Annotated in this window: 10 protein-coding genes; 4 read left to right on the top strand and 6 right to left on the bottom strand. The window is 45.0% G+C overall.

Features of this window, described 5'->3' with window-relative positions; genetic code table 11:
• The first annotated feature begins 2 nt into the window (after positions 1-2).
• From KYS23_RS17130 to KYS23_RS17120, 3 genes are all read left to right on the top strand, one after another.
• On the top strand, positions 3-914 hold the full coding sequence (locus tag KYS23_RS17130) for an EamA family transporter (RefSeq protein WP_159532654.1): 912 nt from the start codon (positions 3-5) through the stop codon (positions 912-914).
• 51 nt (positions 915-965) lie between these two features.
• Positions 966-2,273: a M24 family metallopeptidase gene (locus KYS23_RS17125; protein ID WP_218419551.1), complete on the top strand. Its 1,308-nt coding sequence runs from the start codon at positions 966-968 to the stop codon at positions 2,271-2,273.
• Between the two features lie 245 nt (positions 2,274-2,518).
• Positions 2,519-3,331: an NPP1 family protein gene (locus tag KYS23_RS17120; protein WP_159532650.1), complete on the top strand. Its 813-nt coding sequence runs from the start codon at positions 2,519-2,521 to the stop codon at positions 3,329-3,331.
• Between the two features lie 152 nt (positions 3,332-3,483).
• On the opposite strand, the gene KYS23_RS17115 is transcribed toward KYS23_RS17120, so the two are convergent.
• From KYS23_RS17115 to KYS23_RS17090, 6 genes are all read right to left on the bottom strand, one after another.
• Positions 3,484-4,332: a LysR family transcriptional regulator gene (locus tag KYS23_RS17115; protein WP_159532648.1), complete on the bottom strand. Its 849-nt coding sequence runs from the start codon at positions 4,330-4,332 to the stop codon at positions 3,484-3,486.
• Positions 4,333-4,432: 100 nt separating this feature from the next.
• Positions 4,433-5,755: a sugar MFS transporter gene (locus KYS23_RS17110; protein ID WP_218419549.1), complete on the bottom strand. Its 1,323-nt coding sequence runs from the start codon at positions 5,753-5,755 to the stop codon at positions 4,433-4,435.
• A gap of 38 nt (positions 5,756-5,793) precedes the next feature.
• Complete coding sequence (nagA, locus tag KYS23_RS17105) at positions 5,794-6,918, bottom strand: N-acetylglucosamine-6-phosphate deacetylase (RefSeq protein WP_159532644.1); 1,125 nt, start codon at positions 6,916-6,918, stop codon at positions 5,794-5,796.
• Positions 6,919-6,920: 2 nt separating this feature from the next.
• On the bottom strand, positions 6,921-7,922 hold the full coding sequence (gene nagB-II, locus KYS23_RS17100) for a glucosamine-6-phosphate deaminase NagB-II (RefSeq protein WP_246604473.1): 1,002 nt from the start codon (positions 7,920-7,922) through the stop codon (positions 6,921-6,923).
• Position 7,923: 1 nt separating this feature from the next.
• Positions 7,924-8,802, bottom strand: a complete 879-nt coding sequence (locus KYS23_RS17095; protein ID WP_159532640.1) for a glucosamine kinase nucleotide-binding domain-containing protein — start codon at positions 8,800-8,802, stop codon at positions 7,924-7,926.
• Positions 8,803-8,812: 10 nt separating this feature from the next.
• Entirely contained in the window at positions 8,813-9,898 is a 1,086-nt protein-coding gene (locus KYS23_RS17090) for an acyltransferase family protein (RefSeq protein WP_159532638.1), read from the bottom strand.
• 189 nt (positions 9,899-10,087) lie between these two features.
• Here KYS23_RS17090 and KYS23_RS17085 point away from each other — a divergent pair, with 189 nt between their 5' ends.
• A complete protein-coding gene (locus tag KYS23_RS17085; RefSeq protein ID WP_159532636.1) occupies positions 10,088-11,116 on the top strand; it encodes a LacI family DNA-binding transcriptional regulator in 1,029 nt (342 codons plus the stop codon).
• Positions 11,117-11,284: the final 168 nt, after the last annotated feature.

Here is an 11,284-nt window from a genome sequence, read left to right as displayed (position 1 = left end):
CTATGAGCTGGGTATTTTTCACCCTTGGTGCGGTATTTATGCAAACCGTGCGCAATGCCCTGCAAAGCAAACTCAGCGTTCACGTCGATACCGTGGGCGTTACCCTTTCACGTTTTTTATTTGCTCCGCCCATAGCCCTAATTTATTTAATTATTCTGCACACGGCTTCACCTCAGCCACTCCCTTCTTTTGGAAGCTCTTTAGGAGAAGCATCAAGCGCTTCGTTTAGCCTCTCATTTATAGTAGTTGTACTGCTAGCCTCGGTACTGCAAATTGCCGCCACAGCCTTTATGGTGGTGTTATTCAAACAAAAGAACTTTGCCATAGGAGCAGGGCTGGCCAAAAGTGAAGCGTTGGTGGCTGGCGTGCTAGGCATGCTTTTTTTTGGCAGCTATTTAACGTTACTCGGTTGGATAGGCATTGGTATAGGTGGGTTAGCCGTATTTGTTTTAAGTAGTGGCAACAACGCGCAGGGCTTAAGCTTAAAAACCTTATTGATAGGCATAGCGTGTGGAACCTGCTTTGCACTGACCTCGTTGTTTGTTCGCGAAGCCAGCCATATGCTAGCCATGCCTTTTGTGCACAGTGCTGCTTGGGTATTGCTGTGGGTGTTATGTACTCAGGCTGTTGGTTTAAGCAGTTATATTTTGGTTACCAAACCTCAAGTGTTTAAACAGATTTTTGGGCGTTTACCCCACTGCATCACTATTAGTGCAGTGAGTTGCTTCGGCTCAATCTGTTGGTTTACTGCCATGGCGCTGCAGCATGTGGCGTTAGTAAAAACCTTAGGGCAATTAGAAGTATTATTAACCTTGCTGCTCGCGCACTATTGGCTTAAGAATAAAGTAACCTTACAAGAAATAGTCGGGTTGTTACTGATTGCCGTGGCGGCGGTGCTAGTTATGTGGGCTTAAGCCTCAAAAATAGTCTTTCGGCAGATAAAAAATCTATAAAAAGGAATGATGATGAACAAACGCGATTTTCTAAAGCTTTCTGGCGCAGCAACACTCGCACCGCTTGCCCCCCTGGCCATGATGTCTACTGCGACTTTCGCTGGTGCTGGTGAAACTGCGAGTGTCAGTGCCAGCCCATCATCGTTGCAATCTATTACTTCTGGTGTTTCGCCCATTACCAATGCCGAGCGCGAAACGCGTATTAAAAAGGCGCAGGCGTTAATGGCGCAGCATAATATGGCCGCCATCATTATAGAGCCGGGCGCAGCCATGGATTACTTCTCGGGTATTCAGTGGTGGCGCAGCGAGCGCCTAACCGCCTTGATTATTCCGCAAAAAGGCGACGTAGCCGTAGTGACGCCCTTTTTCGAACAACCCAGTGTGCTAGAAAGTTTAAAAGTGGGCAACGACGTACGGGTATGGCAAGAACACGAAAGCCCGTTCGATGTTGTTGCTAACATTTTAAAATCTCGCGGTATCGAAAAAGGCAATATTGGCTTTGAAAGCAGCGTTCGCTATTTTGTGGTAACAGGCGTAACCAATGCACTGCCAAACATGAATATTGTGGCAGCCGAGCCAGTTACCCGCGGCTGTAGAATGTATAAAACGGCGGCTGAACTTACCCTTATGCATAAAGCCAACGAAGTCACCCTTCGTGCTTACGAGTATGTATTCAGCAAGCTTGAAATTGGTATGAGCCAAGCCCAAGTGAAAAGTTTAATGAATAGCGCACAGCAACAATTGGGCGGTAGCGGCGCATGGTGCTTAGCATTGTTCAACGACGCCAGTGCGTACCCGCACGGCACCAATGCCAAACAAACCATTAGTGAAGGCTCGGTAATATTGTTAGACAGCGGCTGTAGCGTACATGGGTATCAGTCGGACATTAGCCGTACATTGGTATTTGGTAAAGCATCACAGCAGGTGGTAGATGTTTGGAATACCGTGCGTGAAGGCCAAAACGTGGCGTTTGCTGCCGCTAAAATAGGTACGGCTGCTGGCAAAGTAGATGATGCGGTTCGCAAATATTATGTTACCCAAGGCTTCGACAAAGACTACGCGTTGCCCGGCTTAAGCCACCGTACCGGCCATGGTATTGGTATGGAAGGCCACGAAAGCGTGAACTTTGTGCGCGGCGAAACCACGCCACTTAACAAAGGCATGTGCTTTTCTAACGAACCCGGCTTGTACATACCTGGTGAATTTGGCGTACGGCTTGAGGACTGTTTATACATGACCGACAAAGCGCCCGTTTACTTTACCGAACCACCAGAAAGTATTGAAAAACCGTTGGGTAAATTGATACCACTAGCCGTCTAATCCGTTCGCGCAATGCAATAAAAACTCGCTACCATTCTTTGTGTGTAGCGAGTGCGAGTCTTTTCTTTTCTCACCCCTTCAGGCTTCTCTCCCACTATCGTAAAAGGTAGTCGGGCTGTCACATAAGTTTCATGCTGTTTATTGTCCCCAATATGCGCAAGTAAACGCTCTTCTTATTATCTCAATGAGCTATTTGAGATAAGCATGTACAACCAACAAATAACCTAAATAGAAAAGGGCACGAAATGAAACTACATTTCTATGTAAGCGTAATGTGCGTTGTTGCTGGGCTGGCAGGGCAGATTGAAAATACCTATGCAGATGACGTGAATGACTTCAAACCTGTTTACAAATTAAGAACTGATAATGAATGTTGGCCAACCAGCCCAGCTAATGGCGCAAATAGCGGAGAATGTGTTACTCGAAGTGAGTATCAAGCCACAAATGTTCCCGTTTTTTGGGAAACATACGAAGAAAACGTTAACGGTAAAACACACAAGTTGATTACTTACTGGAACTACTACGGTGACCAAAACGGATGTACTACCTGGGATAGTGGGCACGCAGATGATTGGGAGGCTATTACGGTACATGTAGTAGAGCACGAGCTTGAGCATGTGACTTATTGGCAGCACAATGGTCGTTATACTAAACCTGCTGACACAATAGAAAAAGATGGTGAGCACCCTATTGTTTATGTTGGTAAATATTCTCATGGTAACTATCATGACCAACGTTCACGGGCTAGTGCCGATAGCTGGACGTTTTTAACGGGGGGATATTGCTATTACTGGAAAGATCCCCGTGGGCCAGGCGAAACGTGGTCACCTGTAGCGCAAACCCTTGATTCAGTGGGTTTCGATGACGTTTTCCCAGGCTCAACGAACCCTAACCTGAGAAGCGAGCGACCTCATGAGCGCACCGTGTGCAGAGAAGATGGTGGGCAAGTGTTAGCGGGTATCATTGATGGCACCGAAAATACGTGCGAAAGAAACCCAAGTTACCTTCAAGATGAAACGATGACACTACAGTCTTTGTTTTATTTAGATATCTATTGAAAACGCCGTTCTAGTTTGCGTTACGCAAAAACTCACTTTTGATGCAAACAACTAAGCCGCAATCGTGCTTATAGATTGCGGCTTAGTTTTATTGTGTAGTTTGTGAAATCGTGTCTAGCTCGCCTAGTTTAATCAATTATTGGTTAGCTGCACTACCCACGTAATCTACTTGTAATAAACTCTGCTAACGTTTTACTAATGACAGGATGTTGAGTGTCTTGGTTGAATAGACAAATATTCACTCTGCCTAGTTTGGGGAGCTTAGGGTGGTTAAGGGGGGATACATTTTGCGGCAAACTTGAGCGGGCGAGGGCGGTAATGCCTAGGCCTTGCTGAATAGCGGCGACCAGCCCGCTTAAATCGGCGTTAGTGTAAGTAATTTTCCACGCAAAAGTTTGTTGTTTTAGTTCTTCTATGACTCGGCTTCGGTACATGCATCCATCGGGGGCGAGTACTAACGGAATGCTGTCGCCTACTAACGGGTGGCTAGCATCGCCCACCCATACTACTTCATCTTCAAGTACCACTTCCCCTTCCGTATCTTCATTGGGGTTGACCAGCGCTAAAATTAAATCGAAATGTTCGCGCTGGCTAGGGTGCAGTAAATCGCGACTTAGCGATGAGGTAACCTCTAGAGATACATCTGGGTAGCGCTTCGAAAACTCTCCAATTAGCCCAGGTAACAAGGTGGACGCAAATTCGTTAGGAATACCCAAACGTAAGCGGCCACTTAGCGGGGCAGGAATTAGGCTCTTAAATATGTTGTCGTTAAGCTCTAGTAGCTCCTTGGCTTTAGGGTACAGCCAGTTGCCATCGGCGCTAGGTAAGTGCCGTTGACCTACTTTAGTGAACAGTTTTCGCTCTAACTGGGTTTCAAGTTTTTTAATTTGCAAACTAATAGCGGGCTGCGACCGACCCAAAAAGTCACCGGCTTTGGCATAGCCGCCAAGTTCAATAACACTCACAAAAGTGCGCAAATTATCTAGCGATAGCTGTTTCATGCAGTATAAGAGTGTCTAAATGGGAAAGTTAACGCAGTATAAAGGTAAACGCAAAAATAGAAAAATTAAGCCTACTCAAAAGTAGGCTTATAACGTGTGGTTACCACTGCTTTATTCGGCAGCCTTTTACTGCATAAAAAAGAATAAAGCCATAACATGGTATCGTCATCCAGTAGGCATTGAGCACACCGTAACTGTCGGCAATAAAGCCAAACGCCATGGGAAGAATTGCGCCTCCAGCAATGGCCATTATTAATAACGCCGAACCTCTTGCTGTAAACTTACCCAGCCCTTCTAGCGCCAGAGGCCATACAGCGGGCCATACAATCGCATTGGCTAAGCCTAATAGCGCAATACACGTAATAGGGTTGGGTAAGGTGGTAATGCCGGTCCAACCCCAGAGTAAGCTTGAAATGGAATGGCTATCAGCTGAAGTAAAAGGGATGGTCAGCGCTAATAGCATTCCAAGCGCAGAAGAGAGCATTAAAAGTTGGTGTTGATTGAGTAATCGGGGAATCAATACAAGTCCAAGCGTATATCCTATTACCATGAAAAACATAGTGTAAGAAGTAAGGCCAAGTGCGCCGGGAACGCCCAATTTCGAGCCTGCTAACCCTATGGTGTCTCCTGCAATAACCTCTACCCCTACGTAGAAAAATAGAGCCACTACACCAAGTATCAATTGGGGAAACTGTAATATTGAGCCTTTTGATTTACCGCTTTCGTCAAGCTGTGCATCTTCATTATTTAAATTAAGTTCGGGAAGCTTCGAAAAGCGTAAACCTATGGCTAAGAGAATAAGCGCAATTGCCATACCCATATAAGGTTTAATGAGGCTATCTGCCAATTGCTCTATTTGAATTGCGCGTTCCGCTGCTGGAAGTGCCGCAATACTTTGTTCACTAATGCCTGCGAACTCGCCAAGTACAAATGTGGTAAATACGATTGGGGCTAACCAGCCAGCCCCTTTGTTCAATAATCCCATAATAGAAATGCGCACAGCGGCACTTTTAGCCGGGCCAATTTTTACTAAATAGGGGTTAGACGCGGTTTGTAAAATGGTCAGCCCTGAGCCCACCACGAACTGCGCAACAATAAATAGCAGAAAAGTTTGGTTTGTTGCCGCAGGAACAAACAAAACACACCCCGACGCAATCATGACTAAGCCAAGCGACATTGCATTTTTGTAGCCTATTTTATTGAGTACAAAAGACATGGGGAGTGCCATGACCACATACGCAATATAAAAGCTAAAGGCGATAAGCAATGCTTCGGTACTTGAGAGACTACAGACAATCTGCAAAAAAGGAATGAGGGCGCCATTTAGCCAAGTAATAAAACCAAAAACGAAAAACAGCGTGCCAATAATTACCATGGGGAGCAAGGTAGGTGGCGCTTTGGAGGTGGTTTGAGTTGTTATCATTATTATTCCTTTTATTAAGGGTATACGTTTAGCGCTTTTTAATATTCTTTTATTCCGTTTCGCCAACATTGCTGAACGGCTAAATTTTTATCAAGTGTGGTGAAGTTTGCTATTGCGCCAGGCGCCAATATTCCGATGTTAGACTGCAAACCTAAAAAGGAAGCCGGTGTAGAGGTAACCATTTTTAGTGTGCTTTGCAGCGCAACGTTTAAATCGAAATGCGTATTTTGTATGGCTTCTTCTAACGTGAGTATTGAGCCAGCCAGCGTGCCATCGTCGAGTTTCAACGCGTTGTCTTTTCTATAAATTTTCATACCATGATAGCTGAAATGGTCTGCCTCACTAGCAGCAGGCGCCATGGCATCGGTTACCAACATCAATCTATTGTCGCCTTTTAAGCGAATTGCCAATTCGGCACTGATTGGGTGAACATGCTGATGATCAACTATCAGCCCGCAATAAATGTTGTTACGGTGTAAAGCACTACCTACTAAACCCGGTGCGCGGCCAGTAAGCTGTGACATGGCATTATACAGGTGAGTTGCACCCGTCGCGCCCGCATCAAATGCCGCTAAGCATTCATCTGCGCTAGCGTTACTGTGACCCAGAGACACGATAACGCCTGCTTCGGTAAGTCTTTTTATATCGTTAATTGAAACCGTTTCAGGCGCCAAGGTAACCATCACTTTACCTACATCTTTTCGTGTGAAAAGAGCAAATTCATCCTCCCCCAAGGGGCGAATAACCTGCGCACTGTGCATTCCTTTCTTGGCAATACTTAAATGTGGGCCTTCGAAATGAACACCCACGATAGCGCCCGCATTCCACTGAAGAGCTTGTGCAATGGCATCGGCACCTTGCTGCATGGTGTTGATATTGTCGGTAATGAGTGTGGGCATTAAACTGCCAGTCCCCTTACTTAGGTATGCATTAGCCATTTGTTGTAGCGTGGCTAATGTGGGGGCTTCATTAAACTGCACGCCCCCACCACCATTCACTTGAACATCCACCATTGCCGGCATGACTAACCCTTCTAATGTAGTCGCATCTCCTGGCGTACTATTGGGGGTAAGCGACGTAATGAGGCTGTTCTTTACCTCAAAGCGAGTATTAGTATGAAATACGTACCCATCGAAAAGCTGTTCAGTAAAATATCCCGCCATGACTACACTGTCTCTGTAACTTTTTTAAGGCCAGTAGGGCTGTCGGGGTTCATTCCCAGCTCTCGAGCGGCCATTTCAATATCTAAATAGAAACGCTGCATAATAAGTAAGGGGGCGATAAGAGGATGAATATCGTTTGAAGTGTAAAGTAGCGGATAGACGCTTGCGCCTCTTCTTTCAACTTCAGCAATTTGTGCCATGTGGTGGTCGCTAGATGCGTCAGAAATATGCACGTTAACAATGGCCACATCACGATTGAGCAAAGAGATAGGGCCATGTAGAAATTCTGCACTACTAAATGCCTCAGCCTGAATACCACATACTTCTTTCATTTTAAGTGCAATTTCACGAGAAATAGCGTATCCAAAGGCGCGGCCAAGCACTACGCATCGGTCTAGCGGCGCGAGTTGTTTAGCACTTAAAATAGGGGGGCTTTCTATTATGGCGATAAGTGACGCAGGAAGCTCAATTAAGGCAGAAATTAAGGCGCTGTTTTTGGTATAAATTGCCACAATACTGAGCAGAGCAGAAAGTGTAGCCATATAGCTTTTCGTGGCGGCAACAGCAATTTCAGGCCCAGCACACAAAGGAATGAATACATCAGCAATGTCTTTTAGCGGTGATGTTTCATCATTTACCAGTGCTACGCACAGTGCGCCTTCACGCTTTGCCATTTCGGTTTGTGCGATAATATCGGGGCTACGGCCCGACTGAGAAATAACAAAAACAAGTGCACGTTTCAAGCGTAGCGATTTTCCATAAACACTGTTTACCGAAGGCGCGGCAGAGGCAACGGGTAATCCCATTTCTGTTTCAATAAGGTATTTTCCAAATACGCCAGCATGATCTGAGGTTCCGCGACCAATAATATAAACAAACTCTGGATCGTGAAGCTTTATGTTTTGCGCCAATGTATCGTATTCTTTTCTATTGCTCACAAACTGGCGGGCAATAACCAATGGCGTTTGCTTGGCCTCAGTGGCCATTTTAGTTACTTCTTTCATACTACAAGTCCTTCATGATTTGTTTAACTACCGCCACAGCGCCATATTCTGGCGAACACATTACTGGGCTTAAACGTTGTAGAGTTGCTTCTGGAAACCACTCGCACCAGTGTGATGCTAAACCGCCTATCATTGAGATCCGCTTTGCACCTAACGTATCAAGGCGAGAAATAACGCTCATTAGATAGTGTTTGCCTTCTTCTACTATCGATACCGCAGCAGGCTCTTTTTCTTTAGCAAGTTGAACCACAATGGGCGCTAACTTACCGTACTCATTCGAGGTGTAATGCAGTGCTTGGCCAACAATTTCTTGCGCCGAATTTGTATTTAAGGCTTCGCAAACAAGGTCGACAAGTGGTGTTTTAGGTTGCAAAGCATCTAGGGCTTCCAGTGTGTAACTTAGCGCCCGCCATCCCAACCAAGCGCCGCCCGCTTTATCTCCTAGCGGGAAACCATGTCCCCCAATACTGGAAAGCTCACCATTTACATTCGCCAATGCGGAACTTCCGGTGCCGCTAATTATAATAGCGCCTTCTTTACCTGCATGAGCGCCCATACAGGCAATATGGAGGTCGGTAGTAATATGGGTAGATAAAAAAGGAAGCGGCCAGTTTTCAACAAGATTACGATAAACAGGAATGTTCACACCCGCTAAGCCCAAGCACACGTCTAACTCACTTATTGTTGGTAACGGTAGGTTAGCCGACGTTAGCGCCTGGTTTGTTACATCAATAATTGAAGAAAGTGCCGTGTCGGCAGATTGAGCCGGATTACATGGGCCTGATAGTCCTTCTCCTAACAGCTCTCCATCAAACGATTCTAGTCGAGCCTTGCACTTAGTGCCGCCACCATCAATACCAAGAAAGAATTTTCGCTTCACAAGTGCCACCTTAGATTTTGATAAAGATTTGTTTGCGATATAAACCGAGTACCGGCAAGAAACAAATACCCACAAACAAGATGATCCATACGGTTGCGCTAAAAAAGCTGTTTAGCCCTATGCTTGCTGCCCAAGATTCGTAGGCATGATGGACTGATATGCCGCCGAATTGCCTATCGAGGCCCTTTTCAATAATCACATGTAACACATAGGCTGTAATTGCATTTGCACCAAAGATAACGGCTAGTGTTGTTCCTTTACGACAACCTTTAATATCGGTGTACCACATCATGGTAGCTAATAGCATGGCGCCTATTCCGCCGGTGGCCAGCACGAAAGAGCTGGTCCATGCTTGTTTGATAAACGGAAAACCTAAGCTCCAAATACAACCCAGACAAAAAGAAATAAAGCCAAACAAGAATAAGTTCATCACTGCTACTGTAAGGTCGCCCTTTGCGTGAATAATAATTCGACCAATTACCATACCCATAATGCCGGTAACTATGGCTGGAAACGTACTGAGTAACCCTTCAGGATCCCATTCGCCGCGCCACAACATGCCCGGAACAAAGCGATCTACCCAGTTAATAATATTTTCACCACGTTCTAAATGGCCCATTGGCAAACCCGGTGCCGGTACCAGTAAGATAAATACCCAGTAACCCACCAATATGCCAATGCCTACTTTTACCACCGTGCGAGGCTGACAATAGATAGCTAAATAACAACACACCAAATAAACAATACTAATGCGTTGTAGTACGCCTAAAATTCGTACCTGCTCAAAATGGGTGTAGAACAAATTTACAATAAGTCCTAAGCCAAAAAGTATGAGTGCGCGGCGCCATACTTTCTTTAACACGCTGGGAAGTTGCGGCGAGGCGGCGTTGGTATTTTTAAAACCAAGGCTAATGGCTACGCCAACAATTAAGATAAAAAACGGGAAAACAAGATCGGCAAAATGAATACCTATCCAGTGTGCATGTGAGAATTCACCGTACGTGTTGGGACTGTTTACTACTATCATCGCGATAATAGTTAAACCTCTAAATACATCCAGCGACAGCAAACGTTGTTTGGGGTTTGAGTTTGTCATGTTGAAGTGCTTTATAAATAACCAATTTATCTACGTTATCTTTTTGTTGTCAACGTTGTCAATAATAAATTGGATTTTCATTCAATTGTTCGTGTAAGTAGATATTGATAGTTACAGTTGCCTGTAACTACTAATATCTTTATGCTTTTAAAAGATAAGCACTTAACTTTAACGCGTAAGATTACCTTCATGAAAAAGCCAACGATCAAGGATGTCGCTAAACTAGCTGGCGTGTCATTCAAAACCGTGTCACGGGTGGTAAACCAAGAACAAAATGTAAGTGAAGAAGTAAAATTACGCGTTCAAGAGTGTATAAAACAGCTCAATTACCAGCCCAATCATACTGCCAGGGTTATGCGGAAATCTCCGTTTTCATTGGCTTTCGTTTACGATAACCCAAATAGCCACTATGTAATTGAAATGCAAAATGGCATTATTTCAGAGTGCCGTAAGCAAGGATTTGAGTTAGTTATTCACCCTACAGATTCTCGTTCTGAGGAGGTGGGTAAAGAGTTGGCCGCGATGATTAACTCAAGCCAAATAGGGGGTATTATTCTTACCCCACCATTGTCAGAAAACCGAGAGCTGGTGACGTTTTTGCTTAACCGTGATGCCAAAGTAGTACGTATTTTGTCGGGTGCATCTGCGCCTGATAACCTTGCGCCTGTTGTGCATGTCGACGACGTAGAGGCAGGACACAAGCTGACAAGTTACTTATTAGAGCTAGGGCATAAGCACTTAGCGTTTTTGGGCTATCATGCGTCGCATGAATCTAGCTTAGGTAGGCTGCAGGGCTTTAAAGATGCCCATGAAGAGGTTGGCGCAAGGGTTGATAAGAACCTAATAGTAGACGGCGAGTTTACGTTCGAATCTGGTATGGCGATGACAAAGCAAGTGCTCTCAATGTCGCCGAGACCCACGGCTATTTTTGCCTGTAACGATGAAATTGCCGCCGGTGCAGTGTTTATGGCAAGGCTAAAAGAGCTTCGAGTGCCAGAAGACATCTCTATTGTTGGATTTGAAAATAGCCCCTTTTCAACACAAACATGGCCACACTTAACTACGGTTAATCAACCCAACTTTGAAATAGCCGCTGCTGCTGCTGCAATGGTCATCAAAATGATGCAAAGCAAAGATGTACATTCGGTTGATTCTTCAGGTTTTACATTAGATGTGGTGTTGCGCGACTCTGCCAGTAAGCCGCAGAACGACAAATAAGGTCTCTGTAACCACTATTCCCACACTGAAATTTTGCTGTAAAAACTTATTGCTCACGTTTGACAACGTTGACATAAGTTGGTAGCGTCAAAATGGAGTGATGAAAAAGTCACCGAAAATAATAATAAATAAAATCTATTCAGCTGGTTGCCTGAAGCTGAAAACAAC

It is taken from the genome of Alteromonas lipotrueae (assembly GCF_019249255.1).
Taxonomy (GTDB): domain Bacteria; phylum Pseudomonadota; class Gammaproteobacteria; order Enterobacterales; family Alteromonadaceae; genus Alteromonas; species Alteromonas lipotrueae.
The sequence above is the reverse complement of the archived record's forward strand: the minus strand, read 5'-3'. Positions and strand labels throughout refer to the sequence as shown.

Coding starts and splice junctions, on each gene's coding strand:
- KYS23_RS17090 (WP_159532638.1), bottom strand. CDS start 9,898: ATGACAAACTCAAACCCCAAACAACGTTTGCTGTCGCTGGATGTATTT.
- nagB-II (WP_246604473.1), bottom strand. CDS start 7,922: ATGAAAGAAGTAACTAAAATGGCCACTGAGGCCAAGCAAACGCCATTG.
- KYS23_RS17125 (WP_218419551.1), top strand. CDS start 966: ATGAACAAACGCGATTTTCTAAAGCTTTCTGGCGCAGCAACACTCGCA.
- KYS23_RS17110 (WP_218419549.1), bottom strand. CDS start 5,755: ATGATAACAACTCAAACCACCTCCAAAGCGCCACCTACCTTGCTCCCC.
- KYS23_RS17115 (WP_159532648.1), bottom strand. CDS start 4,332: ATGAAACAGCTATCGCTAGATAATTTGCGCACTTTTGTGAGTGTTATT.
- KYS23_RS17130 (WP_159532654.1), top strand. CDS start 3: ATGAGCTGGGTATTTTTCACCCTTGGTGCGGTATTTATGCAAACCGTG.
- nagA (WP_159532644.1), bottom strand. CDS start 6,918: ATGGCGGGATATTTTACTGAACAGCTTTTCGATGGGTACGTATTTCAT.
- KYS23_RS17120 (WP_159532650.1), top strand. CDS start 2,519: ATGAAACTACATTTCTATGTAAGCGTAATGTGCGTTGTTGCTGGGCTG.
- KYS23_RS17085 (WP_159532636.1), top strand. CDS start 10,088: ATGAAAAAGCCAACGATCAAGGATGTCGCTAAACTAGCTGGCGTGTCA.